The 22,430-nt window shown below is 39.1% G+C and carries 21 protein-coding genes and 1 pseudogene; 7 read left to right on the forward strand and 15 right to left on the reverse strand.

The genetic code is table 11. The annotated features are described in order from the left end of the window. Positions 1-191 precede the first annotated feature (191 nt). Positions 192-1,103 carry a ComF family protein gene (locus NTHER_RS15345; protein WP_012448674.1) on the reverse strand — a complete coding sequence of 304 codons (912 nt, stop codon included), beginning with the start codon at positions 1,101-1,103 and terminating at the stop codon, positions 192-194. An 87-nt stretch (positions 1,104-1,190) separates the two neighbouring features. Here NTHER_RS15345 and NTHER_RS11470 point away from each other — a divergent pair, with 87 nt between their 5' ends. Further along, on the forward strand, positions 1,191-2,072 hold the full coding sequence (locus tag NTHER_RS11470) for a DegV family protein (protein ID WP_012448675.1): 882 nt from the start codon (positions 1,191-1,193) through the stop codon (positions 2,070-2,072). Between the two features lie 35 nt (positions 2,073-2,107). Here the strand turns inward: NTHER_RS11470 and NTHER_RS11475 are convergent, their stop codons facing one another. From NTHER_RS11475 to NTHER_RS11505, 7 genes are all read right to left on the reverse strand, one after another. Continuing rightward, complete coding sequence (locus NTHER_RS11475; RefSeq protein ID WP_012448676.1) at positions 2,108-4,258, reverse strand: helicase-related protein; 2,151 nt, start codon at positions 4,256-4,258, stop codon at positions 2,108-2,110. Between the two features lie 70 nt (positions 4,259-4,328). Further along, a complete protein-coding gene (locus NTHER_RS11480) occupies positions 4,329-4,733 on the reverse strand; it encodes a hypothetical protein (RefSeq protein WP_012448677.1) in 405 nt (134 codons plus the stop codon). 93 nt (positions 4,734-4,826) lie between these two features. Continuing rightward, positions 4,827-5,765 carry a gamma-glutamyl-gamma-aminobutyrate hydrolase family protein gene (locus NTHER_RS11485; RefSeq protein WP_012448678.1) on the reverse strand — a complete coding sequence of 313 codons (939 nt, stop codon included), beginning with the start codon at positions 5,763-5,765 and terminating at the stop codon, positions 4,827-4,829. Next, positions 5,758-7,065, reverse strand: a complete 1,308-nt coding sequence (gene hflX, locus NTHER_RS11490) for a GTPase HflX (protein WP_012448679.1) — start codon at positions 7,063-7,065, stop codon at positions 5,758-5,760. The genes NTHER_RS11485 and hflX overlap by 8 nt, the downstream gene beginning before the upstream one ends. 104 nt (positions 7,066-7,169) lie before the next feature. Beyond that, positions 7,170-7,994 (reverse strand): hypothetical protein, encoded by an 825-nt coding sequence (locus tag NTHER_RS11495; RefSeq protein ID WP_012448680.1) that lies wholly within the window; start codon positions 7,992-7,994, stop codon positions 7,170-7,172. A 352-nt stretch (positions 7,995-8,346) separates the two neighbouring features. Further along, on the reverse strand, positions 8,347-10,161 hold the full coding sequence (locus tag NTHER_RS11500) for a heme NO-binding domain-containing protein (protein WP_012448681.1): 1,815 nt from the start codon (positions 10,159-10,161) through the stop codon (positions 8,347-8,349). A gap of 115 nt (positions 10,162-10,276) precedes the next feature. After that, on the reverse strand, positions 10,277-11,278 hold the full coding sequence (locus NTHER_RS11505) for a lysylphosphatidylglycerol synthase transmembrane domain-containing protein (RefSeq protein WP_012448682.1): 1,002 nt from the start codon (positions 11,276-11,278) through the stop codon (positions 10,277-10,279). 525 nt (positions 11,279-11,803) lie between these two features. Between NTHER_RS11505 and NTHER_RS11510 the strand changes: the two genes are divergently transcribed. Then, positions 11,804-12,226, forward strand: a complete 423-nt coding sequence (locus NTHER_RS11510; RefSeq protein ID WP_012448683.1) for an Asp23/Gls24 family envelope stress response protein — start codon at positions 11,804-11,806, stop codon at positions 12,224-12,226. 128 nt (positions 12,227-12,354) lie between these two features. Here NTHER_RS11510 and NTHER_RS11515 read toward each other — a convergent pair whose 3' ends face one another. From NTHER_RS11515 to NTHER_RS11530, 4 genes and pseudogenes are all read right to left on the reverse strand, one after another. Next, positions 12,355-12,981 carry a class I SAM-dependent methyltransferase gene (locus tag NTHER_RS11515; protein ID WP_012448684.1) on the reverse strand — a complete coding sequence of 209 codons (627 nt, stop codon included), beginning with the start codon at positions 12,979-12,981 and terminating at the stop codon, positions 12,355-12,357. Positions 12,982-13,274: 293 nt separating this feature from the next. Continuing rightward, positions 13,275-13,826: pseudogene (locus NTHER_RS11520) on the reverse strand (C-GCAxxG-C-C family protein); the annotation flags it as partial. Between the two features lie 24 nt (positions 13,827-13,850). Continuing rightward, positions 13,851-14,120: a hypothetical protein gene (locus tag NTHER_RS11525; protein WP_041367125.1), complete on the reverse strand. Its 270-nt coding sequence runs from the start codon at positions 14,118-14,120 to the stop codon at positions 13,851-13,853. 447 nt (positions 14,121-14,567) lie between these two features. Continuing rightward, positions 14,568-15,959: an ISNCY family transposase gene (locus NTHER_RS11530; RefSeq protein WP_202943851.1), complete on the reverse strand. Its 1,392-nt coding sequence runs from the start codon at positions 15,957-15,959 to the stop codon at positions 14,568-14,570. 103 nt (positions 15,960-16,062) lie between these two features. Between NTHER_RS11530 and glnA the strand changes: the two genes are divergently transcribed. From glnA to NTHER_RS15675, 3 genes are all read left to right on the forward strand, one after another. Next, a complete protein-coding gene (gene glnA / locus NTHER_RS11535; RefSeq protein ID WP_012448686.1) occupies positions 16,063-17,385 on the forward strand; it encodes a type I glutamate--ammonia ligase in 1,323 nt (440 codons plus the stop codon). 206 nt (positions 17,386-17,591) lie between these two features. After that, the gene (locus NTHER_RS15670) at positions 17,592-17,834 is read left to right on the forward strand and encodes a ferritin family protein (RefSeq protein WP_012448687.1); all 243 of its coding nucleotides are present in this window, start codon (positions 17,592-17,594) and stop codon (positions 17,832-17,834) included. 37 nt (positions 17,835-17,871) lie between these two features. Further along, positions 17,872-18,117, forward strand: a complete 246-nt coding sequence (locus NTHER_RS15675) for a spore coat protein (protein ID WP_012448688.1) — start codon at positions 17,872-17,874, stop codon at positions 18,115-18,117. A gap of 93 nt (positions 18,118-18,210) precedes the next feature. Here NTHER_RS15675 and NTHER_RS11545 read toward each other — a convergent pair whose 3' ends face one another. Continuing rightward, the gene (locus NTHER_RS11545) at positions 18,211-18,693 is read right to left on the reverse strand and encodes a QueT transporter family protein (protein ID WP_012448689.1); all 483 of its coding nucleotides are present in this window, start codon (positions 18,691-18,693) and stop codon (positions 18,211-18,213) included. Positions 18,694-18,891: 198 nt separating this feature from the next. Here NTHER_RS11545 and NTHER_RS15680 point away from each other — a divergent pair, with 198 nt between their 5' ends. Then, entirely contained in the window at positions 18,892-19,059 is a 168-nt protein-coding gene (locus tag NTHER_RS15680) for a DUF1540 domain-containing protein (RefSeq protein WP_012448690.1), read from the forward strand. Between the two features lie 134 nt (positions 19,060-19,193). Here the strand turns inward: NTHER_RS15680 and NTHER_RS11550 are convergent, their stop codons facing one another. Beyond that, the gene (locus NTHER_RS11550) at positions 19,194-19,760 is read right to left on the reverse strand and encodes an NYN domain-containing protein (RefSeq protein WP_012448691.1); all 567 of its coding nucleotides are present in this window, start codon (positions 19,758-19,760) and stop codon (positions 19,194-19,196) included. Positions 19,761-20,337: 577 nt separating this feature from the next. On the opposite strand from NTHER_RS11550, the gene NTHER_RS11555 reads away from it, so the two are divergent. After that, on the forward strand, positions 20,338-21,528 hold the full coding sequence (locus tag NTHER_RS11555; protein ID WP_012448692.1) for an amidohydrolase: 1,191 nt from the start codon (positions 20,338-20,340) through the stop codon (positions 21,526-21,528). A gap of 122 nt (positions 21,529-21,650) precedes the next feature. Here the strand turns inward: NTHER_RS11555 and fdhD are convergent, their stop codons facing one another. After that, positions 21,651-22,427: a formate dehydrogenase accessory sulfurtransferase FdhD gene (fdhD, locus tag NTHER_RS11560; protein WP_012448693.1), complete on the reverse strand. Its 777-nt coding sequence runs from the start codon at positions 22,425-22,427 to the stop codon at positions 21,651-21,653. Between the last annotated feature and the right edge of the window lie 3 nt (positions 22,428-22,430).

The following is a 22,430-nucleotide window of genomic DNA, read 5'->3' on the forward strand; positions in this document are numbered from 1 at the left end:
CTGATGACTCATTTATATTATTGTTAATAGCTCTCTTTCACTTATGTCTCATGTATTGAGAGTTATTTAATATTAATATAATTTAATACTCGAAGAACTAGTTTTCCCTGGTGTTAATATATTTATTTTTTAATTTAACCATCTTTCATTTCCACATATATTAATCTATTTTGCTTTTTCTAATCCCTGCTTTAATGGGAAAGGGTCAAAAGGGTTATTTCATGAAATCCCATGGTTTTCAAAACTTTTGCCATTTCACTGGCAGTAGCACCTGTTGTGTAAATATCATCGATTATCAAGATTTTTCCGGCATTGGAGATGCTATTGGAGAAAACATTAAAAACATTGACATCAGTATTCCTCTTTGCACTCCTTTTAGTGTTGTTTTTGTTGTTGACATTGAATTTATCATTGGCATTTGGCTTGGAACTTCCAACTTTCCCTTTCAATTGCCCCATGGGTTTAGGAATGAAAGCTCCCGAAAGCTCTCGAGACCGTTCCTGGGGATCTTTTTCTTTTAACGGTGAGGTAGCTTTACACCTGATCAGCATTTCTTGTAGGGATATTCCAGTTTCATAGGCCAACACTCTCCCTAACAATAATGACTGATTATAACCTCGTTCTACTAATCGATCTCTGTACAGAGGAACGGGAACTGCAGCAAAATAGGGCAGGGGAAGATAGAGCTTTTTCCAATCAGAAATATTTTTAAAATAACTAGTTTCCAAATACAACATTAAGGCCAAAGCCATTAGTTTTCCTAAAGGAATTGCCAATTCTTTCTCACCTTGATATTTAAGCCGCAGGATTAACTCCTTCATGTAACCTCTATAGTTTCCCGCATAGATCACCTCTGTGATTAATTCCATTGGTTTCAGGGAATAATTTTCACTAACGGAAAAACAGGCAAGTTCTAATTTTTCCAAACAATCAGCGCAGATAAAATCTGTCTCTGATAGATACAGATTATCACCCAAAAAAGTGTAAGGAGGATATACAAGCCTCCCTTGTGTTGAAACCTGTTCTCTACAAAGGGAGCAACTGGTATTTTGGGCATTCTTTAAAATAATAACAGGCAGTTTTAAAACTTTATTGATTGTCATAAAAGCTATCCCCTTTCAATATTATAAAAGGAAAATTTTGATTCTACCGAGAAGTATTGTATATTGGGAAGAAAGGAGGTGTAAGATTTGGTTAAATTAATAACCGACAGCGGGGCCGACCTTCCCGAAAAATTGACTAAGGAATACGATATACATATAATACCCTTTTACTTTTATATAGACGACAAGGAATTTAGGGACGGCGATTTATCTTTAAAGGAATTTTACGACGAAATGAGAGCTGGTAAGAAGACTAAAACGGCCCAACTAACTTACATGGACCTGAGAGAAACCTTTGAACATTATGCCAAGGAACAGGAAAGCGTCATTTATATGTGTTTTTCATCCCAGCTTTCGGGTACTTACCAAACTGCCTGTATGGTCAAGGACGAATTATTAGAAGAGTATCCTGACTTTGATTTAGAAATAATTGATACTAAATGTGCTTCCCTGGGCCAGGGAATGGCAGTTTACCGAACAGCTCGACTGCTGAAACAAGGTTACGACAAAGAAAGTTTACTTAGGGCAGCCCGGTTTTATGCGGGGCATACGGAACACATTTTCACTGTAGATGATTTGAAATACCTAGAGCGTGGTGGGCGAGTCAGTAAAACCTCGGCTTTTGTGGGAACCATGCTCCATATTAAGCCCATACTACACGTAGACGACGGTAAGCTCATCCCCATCAGAAAGGTTAGAGGCCGTAAAAAAGTCCACAAAAATATGTTTGAAATAGTAAAAGACCGGGGCATCAACCTGGATAAGCAGGTCATCGGCATCAATCATGGTGATGATTACGAAGGTGCCAATAAACTTAAAGAAATGATTGCAGATAATTTCGGCACTCAGCAGTTTGTAGAAGGGATGATCGGTTCTGTAATTGGAGCCCATTCAGGGCCAGGTACTTTATCAGTTTACTTTTTAAATGAATTCCCGGAAGAATTCCAAAATGTATTTGATTACGAATAGCATTACAACAGCACAATGGTATCATCAGTCTTTGATTAGGGATCAATTAAAAAACCCAGTCTGCGTCCTTCGCGGTTTAACTTGACAATGGCGGCCCTGGCAGTTTTCATATCTTTAGTGATTTTCTCGCCTATAAACAGGACCTCTCCAGTAGGGTCCTGTTTTTTTCTGCCGGCTCGTCCCGCCATTTGAATCAAGGTTCGACTATCGAATATTTCATGATCTGCAAACAGAACCACCACTTGAACTCCTGTAACTGTAATCCCCCGCTCCATGATCGTAGTTGTCACCAAAATATCTATTTCGCCATTATGAAAATCCAGGCGCTTTTGGTCCCTGTCAGGGTCTTGAGAGGACACCCCGGAAACCACGGCCTGTGAAATTTTCTTGGTCCTTTGTTCGGAAATTTGTTCCCAGTGAGGCTGCTGATGGGCTTTTAATTTAAGCCAGTGGGACAGAGCCCGGCAAACTTTTTCCACCATATAAACAGAAGGGACAAACACAAAGATTGGCTTTACACCAGTGTTTTTTAATAATAATTTCTCTAGTTGATCATTTAGAAACAGGGTTTTTTTGGTGCCTTTTAACAATTTTGGTTCCGGTGCTGGATAGCCATGATACCTGGCCGGGATTGTAATCAATTCCGGTGGATTTTCTTTCATGATAGGATTAAAAGGATTAGAAAAATTTGTGTGATTGGTATGATTAGAAAGTTCACGTCCCTTTCCCTGGATTAGATCTTTATGAGGTGTTGCCGTTATGTAGATAATTTTTGCTTCTGGCCCAGAATAATTCCAACTCTCCCTTTTAGGATATTGGCTTTTTTTGCGAGCCCTACGAATTAATAAGGGTAATCGATCACTCCCGTGATAAGGAAAAGCATCTACCTCATCTAAAATCACCAACTCAAAGGCATCATAAAACCTCATAACCTGATGAGTAGTGGCAATTATTAGTTCACCATCAGAAAATTTGTTTTTGCTGCCACCATAAATAGCTAAAATCTTGGTCCGGGGGAAAGCATTTTGCAGCCGCTCCGATAATTCCCGTACCAAGTCCCTCCGGGGAGTGGCATACAATACCTTGCCTCCCCGGTTTAATACAGATAGTACTGCCCCAAAGACGGTTTCTGTCTTACCAGCACCGCAGACGGCGTAGATTAGGGCAGTAAGGGGCGAAGAAGAAGAAGAAGAGGAGGAGGAAGAGGAAGAGGAGGAACAGGAATAGGAATAGGAAGTATCAAAGCGATAAGAATTGAATCCCACAAATTTCTGGGCCTTTTCATAGGCTCGCTTTTGTGCCGGTGTCAGCTTAAAATCCAGGTTTAAAACATGTGAATCTTCTCCATTGTTGTTGACAAGACAGCTTTCTGGGAAAAGAAACAGGGGTGTGCATTCTGTGGACTCGCCCATCTGATAACATTCTCGACAGGAGTGACAGTATCTACCACATCTGGGACAGGGATCTTCTAATTCCTCGATTCCCTCGATATTTGATAGCTTATCGGAGCCACAGCGTAGGCATATGCCCTTAGTTGAATTGTCGAGGAAGATTTTGTTACTGAGGTTTTTGCTGAAGGATTTAATTTTTGTGAAAAAAGTATGTTTTAGAATGATATGTTTTAGATCAGAACTTTCACCCTTTCTCTTTTTCGCCATAGAAGGCTTATCTGTTTGAAAAACTATATCAAGCAATTTCTGATAAGCTGGATGATGGGCTGATATGACTCCTGGAACAATTATTGGATTTAAATAGATTAAGCTTTTAAATATTTCTTCTATTTCCCGTTCTAATACCTTTGGGCCTAAATCCTGGTTTCGGCCTTTCAATAAAGCGAGATCGGGTTGTATTTCAGACAATATTTCATTAAAAAACAGCGCCCTTCCCTGTAAGGCGCTGTTGTAGTCGGTTCTCACCTGATTATGTCCTTGTAGTTTTGTACTTGGGGCGAAGGGTAACAGCTCCCAAAAGGCCTGTCCCGAATCACAAAGTCGCCAAGCCTGGTTAATATCATATCCCTGAGATGGAATCTCGGTATAAGATAAACACAGAGGCCTAATTTGGCAATCAAAGCGAAATATCCTTGGGGCCTTCATCTTTGGCTTCACTTTAGTTGTGCCACCTCTCCCATTGTCAATTAAACCGACCGATTTATGATCCAAGTGAATCATAACTAATTTAAACATAAACTTTTTAAAATTAATCTAAATTTAATATTCTCCCTAAAATGGAAATATCCTCTTTTTATTATTTTACTTAATTTAAATTCATGTCACCTTGTAGTTTTACCTTAGGAGAGATCACCATGGGGCTGCCTCTCATTTTATCAGTTAACTGGGCTACCAAGAGGGCATTTTGCTCTCCCGCAGGAAACAGAAGACTTTCCATATTGTTTTCTATTTGATCGCGGCTAATATCTTCTCGGCAGCGATAGACCAGGGAAAACTCGCTCAGAATTTCAAATAATCCCTCGGGTACGAATCTGGTGCGACATGTGGCTGAAATTACTACAAAATCGCTGGTCTTTTTATTAATAACATAATTCCATTCTGTTAACATGCGCAGGCGTTCACCGGACTTTCGTTCGGATTTAATTGTTCTGGAATCCACTTTCTCCAATCTAGTTTTAACCAGTTCTAATTTAGGTTTATCTTGACTCATTATTATCCCCCTTACATAAAGTTATTTCCTATTTTGAACAATTCTTTCCGTGATTTATTTTCTTCTTATGTCTCTTTTCTTCTACCTATATATTTATTTTCGGCTCTCTTCTACTAACCGAACAAAGAGCTCATATCCACCCGGGCTATTGTCATGGCCCTCCGGATGCCATTGTACTCCTAAACAGAAAGTATGATTTTTAGACTCAATGGCTTCGATGATACCGTCACCGGATCGTCCACTGACCACTAAATCCTCACCGGGGCTTTTGACAGCCTGATGATGGAAACTGTTTACTCTGATCTTACTTCGGCCCACAATTTCCTCAAGCAAAGAACCTTCTGTAATATATAATTTGTGTGTAGGATAATGCCTGGGAGCTTGTTGCTTGTGTTTCACCCATTCTTCCGCCTTACCCAACTGTAACTGACTGTCCATATCCTGATAGTTAGATCCTCCCTTAATCACATTTATTATCTGCATACCTCGACAAACTCCTAAAATGGGAAGGGAACGCTCCATAGCCAGAGCCGTCAGCTTTAATTCCATTATATCCCGTTCCGGCTCAATACCACCTTGTCCGGGTATAACTTCTTCGCCGAAATAGATGGGATCGGGGTCGTCGCCACCTGACAGGACTAATCCATCCAATCTGTCCAAAAATTTACCTAGATAAGACCGGGAAAATTCCCCTGGTTTTAGAGCTTCTAGTCTATCTTGATTCTCAAAAAGATCCAAGATATCTCCCGGCACGGGTTTTTCCTGATCAAGAACTTCTGTTAGGAGTTTTTGACCAGTATCCCGGCTGGGATTGGGTATTACCAGGGGAATCCCCCCTGCCGCCTCGATGGCTCTAATATAGGAGTGATTAATTCGAGTTTTGTCCCCGGATGTATCTTGAAAAGCAGTTACACCTATAATGGGGCGTGATATAGTCTCGGGTTTTTTCTCTAGGGAATAGCGATCTTCCACATGAGAAATATTGGAATTGGAATGGGAATTGGTATGGGAATTAATTTCATTACTATTCATGACGAGAATTACCTCCTTTAATTTCAGCTAGATCTTTTTCTAGGCGCTGATCCTCGTGGGGCGGCACCCTGGCGTAAACTTCCATAACTGTTTCTTTATACTCTATATCTAGAACTTCACCCACTTCATACAATCTGGCTTTTAGATCTTCCCTATGATAGGGAATGATATATTCTTTTCGGACCCAGGAACTTTCCAAATAACGTTGGATAGCCTTTCTCAACCTGTGAAGACCATCTTTTTTTAAGGCGGAAATGGCAACTTCCTTGGGGAAACCACTCTCCATCAAAGGCTCGGATTCTTGCAACAGATCTGTTTTGTTATACACTTTGATTATGGGGGTCCCTTCCAAATCAAGGGAGGATAATACTTCTTCCACTGCTTCTATCTCTTCATACATTCTAGGGCTCGAAGCGTCGATTACATGAAGTATTAAATCTGCCTCTTCCACCTCTTCAAGTGTAGCTCTAAAAGCTGCCACCAGGTGATGGGGCAGTTTATTAATAAATCCCACAGTATCCGAAAGCAGGGCTTTGGAACCAGATGACATGCTCATATCTGCTAGTTTAGGGTCTAAAGTATTAAAGAGCTCGTCCTTGGCAGTCACTTTGCTTCCCGTCAAGGTAGATAAAAGGGTTGATTTACCAGCATTGGTATAACCAACGAGGGATACCACGGGTAAATTATGTTTTTTGCGGTACTGGCGATTTTCTTCCCGACGCTTTCTTACTTCTGCCAGCTTACGCCTAATCTCTTGAATTTGTTCTCTCAAATGGCGTCTGTCGATCTCTAGTTTCTGTTCTCCCCGTCCTCTAGTACCGATACCACCGGCAAGTCGGCTCATCTCACTTCCGCGGCCCACCAATCGGGGGAGTAGATACTCTAAACGGGCCAGTTCTACTTGCAGCTTGGCCTCTTTGGAATTAGCCCGCCGGTAAAATATATCCAAGATTAAAGCTGTCCGATCCCAAACATCGGTATCTAAAGTATCTTCTAAGTTGCGAATCTGACCTGGAGACAATTCATCATCAAAAATCACCATATTACAATCAAGTTCTTCTAGCAGCAATCCGATCTCACGAGCTTTACCTTTACCAATGAAAAACCCGGGATGGGGTTTAGGTCGTTTTTGCACAATTTCCGTTACGCACTCTATCTCTGCCGTATCTGCCAAACGCTGTAACTCCTCCAGAGATTCTTCCGTACTAAAACGCTCGTTCCTGTCCGTTTGCTCTAAAGCTACTAAAATAGCCCTTTTGGGCTCCATTCTATTGTCAAAGCCATCAAAACTATTACTCATGTAAACTTACCTCCATTGTCATACTCTTAACACGCTCCCACAGCTACAACAAAGGAAGCTACAACACAGGGAGCAGGGGGCAGTGACTTTCTCCTTGAGTTCCATTAAAAGCTGATATCTACTTGTATCTCTTGAATCTCATGGGCTTGGGGTGAGTCTCCTTCCCAAGACCTGGACCTGGGAGCATACAATATAAAAGCGGGTAATGTGATATCTTCAACAAGGTTCTTCCCTTCACCTGTTACTTGAAAAAATATTTCTTCGTGAAACTGTCTGGGAGAGCTAACATTCTTTTCTTGGTCTGTCCCGCCATTATCCCCGTCATTATTTAGTTCACCTTCGGTTAGTTCATGATCTAAAATTAGATAAACCTCTTCCATTGTAATATTTTCCTGTTGATTTTCTAGCTCCTTACCAAAGTTATAACCTCCAGTGGCCACTTTTATGTATTCCAAATAATCAAATTCCTCTTGATGTTCGAGAACTATATCTCGCATAGTATTAGCAGATTCCTCTGGAAAGTCACTTTTTTGAAGGGGTTGGCCTGGAATTGCTTCTTGGAAGGGACTAGTAGCCCTTTCCGGATCTAAGTAATTTTCGGGATAGAAAACAGCCATAACAGGAGAAGCTTCTCCTTCAGATAAGATCTGACCACCAGAAATCTGAGCTTCTAATTCTAAGCGGACCCGATCTTCTGTATAGTTTTCCATACTGCCTTCAATTTCTTCAATCACAAGTTCGGGACCTTCCATAATATGTTGATAAAGAGGGAGATAAAATAACCACACAAAAGCTCCGGCTAGAGCTGCCATTACAGCTATACTAAACATGAATTGTTTAGGTTTATCTGCCGTAACTATCCTTAGCAGATAGGCCAGCAGTAGAAAAGCTAGTATTGCAACTACAGCAACCACAATTAAAACTTCCATATTAATGCCCCCTAATATTCAACATCTGCCGTGTTGAGATACATACCTGATTTCAGTTATAGCCACTATAAGTATAGTATAACACAATTATGATATTAATTATTAACCTTAAAAACCAGTTCATTTATCATTCGTTATCATTCCCCGCACCATTGGCCTGTTTGCCGTAATCACCTTGATCAAAGTAAAAAAACGACCCTCAACCCCCGGTTATCCGGGGTGAGGGCCGGTAAATATAACGATACTACAATACGAGTCATGCCACCAAACTACATCTCTAATATACCTTCATCTCTGATTAAATCTTCATTTCTAACTATATCTTCATCTCTAACTATACTTTCATTTCTAATTAAACCTTGTGTCGTTTTAGTTCGCCTTGAAGCTCACTTGTCAACACTTTTAACTGCTCGGTGTATTCGGACATTTCTTTGATTTTTTCAGAGTACTCACTGACATTAGAACTCATCTCTTCTGAAGCGGCACTGTTTTCTTCGGCTATGGCCGCTAGGGAGTTAATACTTTCAAAGACCTGGTTCATGTTCTCCGTTTCCTTAGAAAGCTTGTCCACCATATCGGCGATTTTTTCAGCCACCTGATTGATCTGATTTGTGGCATGTCCGGTTTCCTCGGCAGTACTGTGAAGAGTTGTGGTACTTTCCTCAAGCCGAGAAAATTGATTGGTGATATCATTGACCAGATTATCAACTTCTGAAACAAAGCTTTTCAAATTGTCACTGATAGTTCCCACAGCTTTCCCCGAGTTTTCAGCCAGGTTACGGACTTCGTTGGCTACCACAGCAAAACCTTGACCGTGTTCTCCTGCCCTAGCCGCTTCTATGGAAGCATTGAGAGCCAGTAGATTGGTCTGTTCCGCTATTTCTTCCACAGTTGTCACTATTTCCAGCATATGTTCCACATTTTTAGAAAGTTCCTTACCCTTGGAGTCTACTCCCGCAAATTGCTGTCGGACGTCTTCCAGCTTTTCGGCAACATTGCGAACATCTTCATGACTTGACTTGATATTCTGAACTGCCTTCTCCAGAGCTTCTTTATCTTCAAGTTCTTCATTGGCAATGGATTGGATTGTTTCTACATTACTTTGCAGACTGTTAACGGAACCTTCTGTTTCTTCCGCTTGTTGAATAGCTCCTTGAGAAACTTCCTGCACCATTTGGGAAATGTCACCCGACAGCTCTTTCATATTATCGGATACATTTCCGTAGCGCTCAACAAATTTATATAAATCATCTGTACCGCCTTTTAAAAATAATAAACCTTTTTTGATATTAGTCTTGGACTCAAATAAATCATTTTGTAGTGTTTCTATGTAGTCACCGGAACTTACCCTGAGGGCCTGAGAAAAATCCAGTTCCTTCAACTTGTTCAATTCATTTCTGACTACATCTAAAGGCGCCAGAGCAATCTTGGCTGAACCGTATATAACTGCAAAACTAGCCACCAGAATCACTGCCAGATTGGTGTCGAGTTGAAAGCCATTCAAGGCAGCAGCTATTATTGTTATAACAACACTACTTGAAAGAGCAATTTTACCTGGTACTCCTCTGATTATTCCCAAGGACAAGAAACGGCTCAAGGGAAATTCTTTAATTCCAGCTGTAGCTTGTTCTGTAGTAATTTTTACATCTAAATATTGTTCTCCATTGGAGTCTTCTCCCCGATCCAGTTCTTCAAAATTGATTTCCTCATCAAAATAATCTCCGACTCCTTCCAGAAGTCCTAAGAAATAATCAAATAAACCCCGGTTAGAAACATATTTAATTTTAATAGTATTTGGAGAAAGTTCTTCAGCCACAAGACCCGGGGGAGTTGCACCAGAGATCATTTTGGTAAGCTGGCGGTGGACTTCATCCATCATCATTAGGAATTCCTTTGCCGTACTCTGATCAAAATAAGACGGAAACAATTCAGCAAAGGACCAGATATTTTTTCTTCCCAACTTTCTAAAAACATGGGAACTACTAGAACCTTGTTTTTCTGCCATTTTTTCTATCAGTCCACGGGCATCCCGATCAGATACATTCATGGTGGGTGTGATAATTTCATCACCTTCCCATCCCAATTCTGAAAGTACCTGAGTTACTTGGTCTTCTCCATACAAATCCTTTAAACTATTAATCCAGGCGAGAACTACTGTGCCTTTCATCGCAAGCTGTCACTCCCTTCTAATTCAAATAAAAAATATTAGTAATGATTTCTTATCTCATCTACCAGCTTCTATTTATTTCTACAATTTAGCACAAAATTCCTGTAACTTTTATCTATTTTTTTATGGTCGAAGAAATCAAATTGGCTATTGTTACTGAAATAAATGAGACCAACAGGGTAAACCAGAAAGTAGTTAATCTACTCAATAAACTCAAACTAAAGCCCAGGCCTCGAGAAAGCCCCATGCGATATAACTGTACTGTCATAGCACCTTCGTAAGTACCCAAACCTCCTGGACTCACCGGAATCATTCCAAATAAATAACCAATAAAAGTGGCATTGGTTACCTGTAAAAAGGAGAGCTCAACACCCATTCCCAGACTGATAAGATAAGATTTTACGCCCAGTAGGAACCAAATTATTAGACCAATGACAAAGGCAGAAGTTACAAGCAGTTTATGCTTCCAAAACAATCTGATAAAAAAACCGGATTTTTCAAGAACCATGTTTAACCAAGAATCAGTACTAATCCTTTGTTTAATCTTAGGAAGCAGGCAAAGGATTATTAGTACCAAGGCCAGTATAGATAGAAGTGTAACGATCACTGGTTTATCAAGTAAAAACCTAGGAATTGCCATGAATAAGCCGTAATAAAAGGCAGCCATGACAACAAAAAAGCTTCCCATACTGATGATTTTATGGCAAAGAACCAAGAGGATTGCCTCTTCTTTCGAATAGTGAAGGTTTCTGCTTATCATTACTGCTTTTAGACCTTCCCCACCTGTTTTGGCTGCCGGGGTCACCCCTTCCAACAGGGTACCGTAGCTGTTGATTATCCAAAAATCTCGTATTCGCCCTATTTCCCTGTGTTCAAAAACTCCTGAACAAAGGCGCCATTGATAGGCTACCAAGACTAAAGTTATTAGCTGTAAAATCAACACAGAAGCAATGGTCCAGGGTGATATTATTTTGAGATTTCCTATTAATTGGGGTATATGTTGAATGATAACTAGGGCAACTATAATTAAAAACAGGACTTTGCCCACTTTTAGAACCATTTTTTTGATATTGTCTTCCCATAAGCTGTTTTTAAGTTTTGATATAATTCCTGACATAGTTATCCCGTCCCATCTAAGACTATCTTTTTTCCATGGCACTGTTATATTTAGTTGTTGACACTGTATAATTTTCAATTGAACGGTTTATGCGGTTCAAACGGTTTAAAAAGTTTATGCGGGTTTGAACGGATTATGCGGCTTTGACAGTACATTTAACGAGTGAGCAGTCAATTTAAATCAGCAAATAACAGGATTTATTTGCTGATCTATTCATAGATGAATATTTCTTGTCATCTAGGTCTATTCCTTCCAGTTCATAAAATGTCAATCAATTAATTGACATACTCCCACAGCTGAAGCAGTGGAATTTCTGCTGCTGTTTATCGTGAATTTTATTTAAAAATAATTATTTGCAGGATTTAGGAATTTTTTGGAGAATATTATTGGATACAGGTGATATAAATAAACTAGGCCGGATATAATATTAATATGAATCAATAACCGGCCAACCAGTTGACCTTTGATTTAAGTTTATAAAATCATGGTCTTCTGGAGAAATTAATTACAAAGGAGAGGTTCGTAATGGCTGATAATGAAAAACGTAAAAATGAAGTGACTGACATTTCAAGGGAAGACAACATTGAAATAGTTGACGACGTTATTGCAATCATTGCTGGGATTGCTGCTAATAAAGTCGAAGGTGTTAGAGGAATGGCAGGAGGTTCTTTTGTAGGTAACATTGCAGAAAGAGTTGGCAGAAAAGACCTTGCTAAAGGAGTTAAAGTAGAAACTACCCAAGAAAATGAAGTCAATGTAAGTATTAGTATTGTAGTTCAATACGGAGTAAAAATTCATGAAACGGCAAAAGAAGTGCAAAAAGCTGTCAGAGAAGCAATTCAGTCCATGACAGGCCTAGAAGTACCAGCAGTAAGGGTTAATGTACAAGGTGTAGAAATGGAAAAGGAAGAAGAAGAAAATGTTCAAGAACTTCCCGAATCCGAATAGTTATCAGAATCCCGAGTAAACCAGTTTTACTCAAAATTCCAGAGATAAGTTTCCCAGGAACTCCCTCAGGTCTCTTGATATTATCAATGAGCCTGGGGGAGTTTTTTATTCAAATTTAGATTGAAAGCTTATTTTGGTGATTTTATAGCAACTCCAATCCCTAGATAGTACTTTTTATCGGGAAGGGGCAGTTCAATCGTCTCGTCAAGTTGCCTGTATAATGTTACATTCTCAGAGCCGAAATAATCTTTCATGGTCCCTTCAAATTCTTCCTCTGTCAATTGATGAACATGATAAGGATCATTACAAGGTTTATCTCGCCCTCTGCCAAAGGGAGTCGAAATAATTATAAGCCCTCCTGGTTCTGTCAAACGATACATATTGGCTAGATACTGAGCTTCATCTTCCACATGTTCCATAGTTTCTAGACTGACAACACAATCAAAGGTTCCTAACTTTTCAGGTAAAGTTTCGTCCAAAGTGTCTCCAATTCGATAACTGACTTTGGGATTATTATAGTGATTCCGAGCGTATTCAATAGTTTCAGGGCACAGGTCTACACCCAGGACTTCTCTGACCTTTTGTGAACTTGCCAAAATTTTAGATCCGTATCCCACCCCACAGGCAATATCTAGTACTCTGCCCGTAGAGAATTTTTTGCTGAGCTCATATCTCGCAATATGCTCAAGGAGTGTTCCATTGTTGGGACTCATTTTTTTCGGAATCACTCGTTCTTCCGTCTTTGCCCAGTTCATTATTTTATCAACACCTCAATAAATTTAAGATTTAAATTAATTGATACTTTTATTTGAACCTTATAAATAATATTTTATCTTTAATTTTTCCACAAAACAACATAATCAAGTTTCAACCCTTGCAATAAATGAGCGTTCTTGATATACTCCCACAGCTAAAGCAGTGGGATTTCTGCTGCTATTCATCGTAAATCATTGTCTTTGTTTATGCACAAACAAAAGTTGGGCATCCCATAGGATGCCCAACTTCCTAAATAAACGTTGGTAATTATTAAGTAGTTAAGTTTGTTATATTAATCGAAGTCTCCGAATTCACCGTCATGGGGGTCACCATGACATTCCGTACAGTCTTCTTTTCCCTGGCTTGGATATGGCTCGTTTTCGTGACAGGTCATACAATCATCAGCTACGGCTGCGGGAGCCATTTCTCTTACATAGCCTTCTTCATGTTCTTTATTCAACATTTCAACTACGAATTTTGCGGTATCAGCTGTAACTCCTGCACAGCGTTCTCCTCTTTCTTCCGCACCTCTGGATTCAACACCTGCTACATTCATCCACTTAGTAACCGATACGTGACACAGACTAGAATTCACCTCAACCTGGGGTAAATCCAGTCCTGCAGGTTGATACTCAGGGAATGGGAACTTTTGATACCAGGCCATTAGTTCATCATTTAAATCCATAAATTTCTCTTCTTCATGTACCATGCTAATTATAGTTGCTGCCGGAGGTAATACACCACAGATTGAGCCCCATCCTGCAAGACCACCTCTAAAGGGCCAGAATGCCATAGTGGGAATTTGATCAAAAGGATAACCGACCTGATCTTGCAGTTCGCCGAGGACCCCCTCGGCTAAACCATAACCTCATCCACCTTCAAAATAAGCGTGGTATGCCCTTTCGGCAACCTTGTCAGGATCTAGAGGTTGATATTCAAAGGGATGTTCTGGTACTTCTATCTTCGAGTCTTGAGAGTCTGCTGCAGCTCTTTCACCATCTTCAGCACATCCTGTCATTAATGATCCGAAACCACCCAATAGGGCAACACCTGCCACTGTAGTTCCAGCACCTTTCAGGAATTTTTTCCGTGATATCTGGGAAGTTTCGACCTGTTTGTTTGAATCTTCTTTTGCCATATTTAACTCCTCCCCTCTAATTATTCTGTAAGACTCGATTTGCAATTGTTTCTTAGTAACTAATAGAGTTTCGAAAATTAGATAGTTAAAAACCATCTAATCTTTTTATTATTTAGTTTATTATGTTCATTATTATTTTATCTAATTTTTTATAATAATAATAGTTAGTTAATTCACTACTATAGACAGTTAATAAACATTTAAAATCACTCTAAATACAGGCGTGACAGTCTTTTGCTAATAGTGCGAATTTTCTGACCTCCATAAAAAACTTCTATTCCCATAACATATTTGTATAACATTTTGAGGATTAATTAGGATTTATTGTTAACAATTGCCATGATAGTCGCTTTTCTGACATAATGTCAATGTTCTTTGAAAATGTCACCTAAAAACGCATAAATTTGTTCAGAGAAAATGTCACCCCCCAGGAAGGTAGACCGAGTTTTAAACTCGGTCCCTGGTATTTAGTATAGTATCTAAAAGTTCTTGATCAGTCAGGTCGTAGTTAAGATTTGTTCTTTCACTTTGTTTTCTCCAAGGGTGATTTTCATCTGGGACTATTCTATTTTTAGGTGATTGCGTTGTTTTAACTTTTTTGGTCATTTTAGTAGTTGAAGGCTTGTCCACAATTTGAGTTTCAAACACCATATCTTTATATTTTACTTTAACTCCAAATTTAGGATTAGATAGGACAGTAACTTTAGATTTAGGAACCAGTTGACTATTTTTATCTAAAATTTGATAGTAACTTCCTTCAAAAGAGAAAGTGGCACTGTTGTCCACAGTTCTTTTGAATTTAGAACAAAGTATATGATCAAGATTAATATCTTGATTTAAACAGGTAAAAGCCGATAGCTCATTTTCGGGCTTTAGGGCAAATCTTTTATTAAAATCAGGCAAGAAATCTTTTTGTAAAAATTCATTAGCTTTCTCCATGGTAGTTATATTGTGTAGCTTAAAAAGTGTGGGCAGTCTGCTTTGTAAAGTATCAAAAAGCCTTTCAACTCGTCCTTTTGCTTGTGGAGAGTTAGCAGGTATAATAGTGACTCCTAACTCTTCCATAGCTGCACCAAATTGAGTAGGCTTAACTTGTTTACCTGCGAGCTGTTCATCAATCGAAAGCTTGTCCGATTTAGGTGATCTAAAAATAGTGTGCTTATCGCTATAAAGACTTGCAGGAATACCATAGTTTGAAATTAACTGATGCATAATCTGAAAGTATCCCTCAAGACATTCATTTTCAACAAAAAATAATCCTAGCAAAGCTCCTGTGGCATCATCGATAGCAGCGTGTAAATCACAATCAAAGCCAGTGTCAAACCAGTCATAAGGTGAGGCGTCTATTTGTACTAAAAGTCCCATTCTGTCCTTGCGTTTGCGTCTGTGGTGACTCTTACTCTTTTTATGTTTTTTAGGACTAGAAATTCCAGCTTTACTAAGAATTCTATGAACAACTGGCCTACTGATAGAGATTTTTTCTCGCTCGTTTAAAAGTTCTGTAAAATGAGTGAAATTTGCATTTGGGTATTTTTCTAACTTTAGAGAAATGATATGTTTTTCAGTACTTTCAGGAACAGAATGATCAGGCTTTTTACCTCGGCTTTTATGTATGACAAAACTGGGTCCTTCTAGTTGCACTCCTTTCTTCAGTCGTTTAATTTGTCGATCACTGAGGTTCAAAGCTCGTGCTGCATCTCTAATGGTTAAGTAGCCATCAATTGTTTGATTGATAATATTTAGTTTTTTAATTTCTTCTTGGGTCATTTGATATGTCACCTTTTTAGTCATAGTGACATTTTCACAGAACATTCTAGGGGTGACAATATCACAGAACAATTACATCGCTTTTCTGACATAATTGACACTCATACTATAAAGTGCTAAAATTTTAAGATATTGATAATCAGTCTCAGAGAAAATATAAAGGGAGTGACAATTTATGAAACCCGAAGATATTATAGCGGCGGTAAAAGAACATAATGTAGAGTTTATTCGTCTTCAGTTCACAGATATCACAGGTGTACTGAAAAACGTGGCCATAACTGTCAACCAGCTCGATAAAGCCCTGGACGGCGAATTGATGTTTGATGGTTCTTCTATTGAAGGTTTTGTCAGGATTGAAGAATCGGATATGTATTTAAAACCCGATCCTGATACTTTTATGATCTTCCCTTGGACAAACAATGGAAGTAAAATTGCTCGAATTATCTGCGATGTTTACGATGCCAATCAAGAGCCCTTCATTGGTTGTCCCAGATGTACTTTAAGACGTGCCATCCAGGAAGCGGACGAAATGGGATATTCCATGAAAGTAGGACCGGAAAATGAATTTTTCTTATTCCACACTGGTTCCGACGGTGAACCTACCCTAAAAACCCACGATAAAGCGGGATATTTCGATCTAGCTCCCGTTGATAAAGGCGAAGAAGCCAGACGAGATATGGCTATAACTCTTCAGCAAATGGGTTTTGAAATAGAAGCTACTCACCACGAAGTTGCCCCAGGCCAGCACGAAATCGATTTCAAATATGAAGATGCCCTAAAAACAGCCGATATGATCGCCACATTCCGCTATGTTGTCAGAACTATCGCCAAGCAACACGACCTTCATGCCACTTTCATGCCAAAACCCATCCAAGGTATCAACGGTTCCGGAATGCATGCAAATATTAGCTTATTTAAAAACGGGAAAAACGCTTTTTATGATCCCGAGGATCCCAATGGACTTAGCCAAGAATGCTATTATTTTATCGGAGGTTTATTACAGCATGCCAAAGCTATGTCAGCCATAACCAATCCCACCGTCAATTCATTTAAACGTCTTGTTCCGGGATATGAAGCTCCTGTATATATTGCCTGGAGTGAGAAAAATAGAAGTCCCCTGATACGAATTCCAGCAAAAAGAGAAACTTCTACCAGGGTAGAGCTTCGTAATCCCGATACTGCTTGTAATCCATATTTAGCTACAGCAGTTATGTTAAAAGCAGGCTTACATGGTATTAAGCACAAAATTGAGCCTCCTGCATCAATTGACAAAAATATTTATAATATGACTCCAGAAGAACGAAAAGAACTGGGAATTGATAGACTACCTGAGAATTTATTGGAGGCATTGACTTACTTGCAAGCAGATGGTGTTATTCAGGAAGGTTTAGGCGATCATATCTACAAAAGATTCATCGATGCTAAAAAATACGAATGGCAGAGTTATACCGAAGCTGTTCATCCTTGGGAAAGAGAGCAATACTTGACTAAATTTTAAATTCCAAATATCTGTTAAAAAGCTGGCTAATTAGCCAGCTTTTTTATTTGCAAATTTTTAAACTTAATTATGAATTAAAGTTTAATGTTGATAACTTTAAAATACAATAGGCTTTTGCATAAATTTCCGCTCTGGGTCAGATAATAATAAAAGCAAAGCAATCAAGATTATATTAAGCACGATCTATTAAAAGGAGGTCAAAAACAATGTCAACTGCCTCTCTAACACAAAAAGAACAACAGTACTTACAAGAGGCTAGGAACTATGAAGAGTTGTGTATTGCAAAATACGAAACTTATGCGAATCAGTTCAATGATCGAGAACTCAAAAATTTATTTCAAAGATTGGCCGATAAAGAGCGAGCTCATTATAATCAGATCGATCAGCTAATGCAACAGTATCAACAACCCAATCAGCAACAGGGGCAGCAGCAGAATCAGCAGAGTTAACGCCTGTATCAAATCACACAAAAGGAGGGAACTAGAATTGTTCCAATATCAACCTAATCAGAAGGGTAATCAAAAACAAAAAAATAACCAGCAATTAAATGATCAGGCTATGCTTCACGATATGCTAATGACAGAAAAGCATATCTCTTCCTACTATGATGTTAGTGTACTGGAAAGTGATAAAACTAATATTCGCCAAACTCTACAACAAATTCAACAAGAAGAACAACAGCATGCCGAAGAGATATACCAAGCCATGCAAAAACGTGGTTGGTATTCATAAGCTAACCCTTCCTTACCCCCTCTAATCTACTGATCCGCGCAATATGTTAAAAGGCCCCTCAATCATTATAGTTGAGGGGCCTAAATTTAGTTTTTATTCTTCTCCAAAAAACCGCATCAATTCAGGGGTTCGCTTTATGAATAATAATAGCGGTAAACCCAATCCGTAACACGCAATTAATTGTCCTGCGCCTACTGTCAGCATAGTCAAAATCAATGGACCATCTTCAATACCCAAAATCAAATTCAAATATCCCCCGACAATCAAGGCATTTATTATTACCGGTGGCAGCGGGGCCAGGTATGTTTTGGGCATTTTCCAGGTCAAAAGAGCCGCCAACAGTGTAGCCAAACTTCCCAACACCATATCCACAATTCCCAGAGGACCAAGTGAGTTGGCTATAAACACACCAATTGTCAGTCCAGGGATGGCATGTTTGGTTAAAAATGGCAGGACAGTCAGGGCTTCAGGTACCCTAATCTGAACAGCGTGGAAAGCAAAAGGTGAGACTACTTGAGTGACGGCGATATAAATGGCCGCAATTATTGCCGTCCGGGCAATGTCTCTAGATGTCATTTTTATCACGCTCCTTGTTTTTTGATAAGGCAGGGTGGCCGCGACCTGCCTTTCAATAATTAAAATCACGATCATAATTATAACAAAAATCTTACTTCACTAAAACTGTTATCTCAAAAACTTCCAGGCATTATGCAGGCTATTATGTTTCATAATATTTAATAGAAGGGTCAGCCTTCTCCAGAAAGGAGGGGAAATTTGGATAAAAGTAATCAACCTTTAAATGGTGTTAAATGTGTTGTGAATACCTGTTATTATTGGAATCAAGGTAACCAGTGCAAAGCACCGAAAATAGAGGTGCAACCACCAGGTGCCCAGGATACCCAGGAAACTGACTGTGCCACCTTCTATCCAACTAACGGTTGACCTAAAGAAGTATAACTTTTACTGAAAGTAAAAGTAAGCAAAGACTGGGATAATTCCCATCACCTTCCCCACTCAACCTTTACCCTCCCCCTCCAAAAGTAATCTCCGGGGATTTCCCCGGAGATTTTATATTTTTATAATTCCATTTCTTTTATATCATCCATAGTTAAGTATATTACCTCATCACAGGCATCTACCAAGTCGTGATGAGGTTTTATTTCGTGACTATATAAAAGGTAAACTATTATACCCTTGTCCTTAGCCATCTGAATAGCAGGGACAAAATCACTATCACTTGAAATCAGGGCAATGTGACTAATGCGCTGTTCAAAGGCTGACCGAGCAATGTCTAGGGCCATTAGAACATCAACCTTTTTTTGCTCAAAAATAGGTTGTTTTTCTTCACTGCGTCCTCTAAAAGCCAGGCTACCCAGCCTCACTTCTGAACGAGGCAAGCTGCTGATTTTGTTAAAAAATCGCTGTTTCTTGCTAAATCTATCCTTCTCTCCCTGGCTCGGCGGATTTCCCTGATAAGGTAAACAGTGATAATAATATGTACGTAAACGCGGAATCATGACTTGTCTACTGATCCAGCTGTACAATCTAAGATAATCTATTTTAGGTTCACCTAGCTTGGCGAATACTTTTTCCAAAAAACCACCATCTATAAAAATATTCAGACTTTGGCGATAATTTCTCAAATTTTCACCTCCCTTCTGTTCGGAATAGCCCATTCTTGGAGGTTCGTCCTTCGACAGTTAATTACAAACTTGTACATATTATGACATTAATAATACAATGTGTTAAAGTTTTAATAAAAAAATTAGGGGTCGCCCTAGCGACCCCACGTCCGGGATTTTGTCCTGTCATCCCTTTTTAGAACGACAGGAAGTATTTTGATGGGAACTCATTTTCCGATTAAAATTGTACCACCAAAAAATAAAAAAAGCAATACCCGGAGTGGGTTTCTCAGACGGTTCAATAGCTAATGAATTGTATTTACGTTACGAGTTCGCCGTTATTGTTTAAATTCCTTCTATTATCAGAATAAATCTAAAATTTTACCAAAAACTACAAAAATAGACATTAAAACAACACTTAATATAAACTATAAACTAATCACCTCCATTAGAGTAAATAGGCACATTTCTAGATATTTTTCCCAATTTTTAACTTATTATTAATATTTTTTCTAATAATAAGGAAGGGATTTTTTCTTAGAAACTCGAAAGGACATTGGAGGAAGATAATTATTACTGCAACAGGAGGGTTTCTGAAATGTTGTTAATTAAAAATGGAACATTGCTTACTATGAAAGGTTCCCCCAGGGAAGGGGAAGATATTTTGATTAAGGGTGGAAAAATTGCTCAAATCGGCCCCAACCTTGATGCTCCAGAAGGAGCTAAAATTATTGATGCAGAGGGTAAAACAGTTATGCCCGGAATGATCGATGCTCATACACATATTGGCATATCGGAAGAAGGCATTGGATTTGAGGGCAGCGATTTCAATGAAATTACCAGCCCTATAACCCCTGAACTACGAGCTATTGACGCAATCAATCCCAGTGAAGAAGGGGTTAAAGACGCCAGAACTAACGGAATTACTTCAGTAGTAACTGGACCCGGAAGTGCCAATGTTATCGGTGGGCAATCTCTAGCCATGAAAACCGTAGGTGAAATTATCGATCAAATGGTAATCAAAGATCCAGTAGGACTAAAAGCCGCATTTGGAGAAAATCCGAAAAGAGTTTACAGTTCACAAAGTAAAAATCCCTCAACCCGAATGGCAACAGCTGCCCAAATGAGAAAAGCCTTTTTCGATGCCAGTGAATACTTGAAAAAAGTAGAAGAACATGAACAAAAACAGGAACAAGAGGATGAAAACAAAGATAGTAAGGGACCTGACAAGGATTTCAAAAAAGAGGTCTTGATAAAAGTGTTAAAAGGTGAATTAACTTTAAGAGCCCACGCTCATAGGGCTGACGATATAATGACTGCTATCAGAATAGCAAAGGAATTTGAATTCCCTATATCTATAGAACATTGTACTGAGGGTCATAAAGTAGCTGGGGAGTTGAAAAAACACGATATCCCTGCTGTAGTAGGGCCAAGCATGACCTCTAGAGCCAAAGTGGAATTAAGGGATAGAACCTTTGAAACTCCCCGCGTTTTACATGAAGATGGAGTGAAATTTGCCATCACAACAGACCATCCGGTAATCCCTATTTATACACTACCATTCTGTGCCGGATTGGCTGTCAGGGAAGGGCTCCCCTGGGAAGAAGCCTTAAAAGCAGTAACAATTAATGCCGCAGAAATTGCTGAAATCGATCACCGAGTAGGTAGCCTAGAAGTAGGTAAGGACGGAGATGTGCTGGTATTTGATGGCGATCCTTTAAGCCTTGATCCTAAGTTAGAACATGTTTTCATTAATGGTGAAGAAGTTACTCGAGACCAAAGTCTTTAAGCTTTAGTATATAAGCTTTAGTTTTTAAGCTTTTCTAGCTTCAGAGTTTGTTTTATAAATTAGCATTCCTAAAACCAAAAACAATAAGAATAATAAGAATACAAAAGAAAAAGGGAAGCAGTCTATGACTGCTTCCCTTCTTTTAGCTTAGGTTTAATTCTATCTGTATGACAGTAAAAATATTTTTGGGTACGATGAGCACGGCCCACCAGGGTAATTCCAGCTGTTTCAGCAATTTCCAAAGCCATTGAAGTAGGAATACTTCGAGTAGCCACCAAAGGAAATCCTGCACCCAAGGCTTTAAGAACCATATCCGAAGATAACCTGCCCGTTGTAATTAATGCTAATTTTCCGGACTCATATCCTTTGAATAATGTTGTTCCTAGAAGTTTATCAATAGCATTGTGTCTACCTACGTCCTCTTGGACTGTCAATACACCGGACTCATTCACTAAAGCTGCCGAGTGTAGGCCTCCGGTTCTCTGGTATTCTACTGCCTGGCGATGCATTTCTGTAAAGGCCTCTTTTAAAACGGTCTCACTAAGCTCAAAGTTGGAATCAATCTTACGATTGACAATGTTCTCATTGTTTATAGCACTGCCACTTCCACAACCTGATGCGATGACTTTTCCAAGGGACAAGTCTTGTTCAGGCAATTCCTTGCCAATTTTAACATAAATTTTACGCATGTCATCACAGGCTCCGATCATGTGGATATCAGCTATGGATGTAATCATTTGCCTTGCCAGTAAATGACCAACGGCTAGCTGTTTTAATTCTTTGGGGGTACACATAAAAGTTGTTAAATGCTGGTCATTTACTATTAAATCTACAGGGCGTTCCTCACTTACTGGTAGTTCTATTCTGTTAATAGTCGAGCCCCCCTTTAACTGTATCATATT

The sequence above is a fragment of the Natranaerobius thermophilus JW/NM-WN-LF genome, from assembly GCF_000020005.1.
GTDB lineage: Bacteria > Bacillota > Natranaerobiia > Natranaerobiales > Natranaerobiaceae > Natranaerobius > Natranaerobius thermophilus.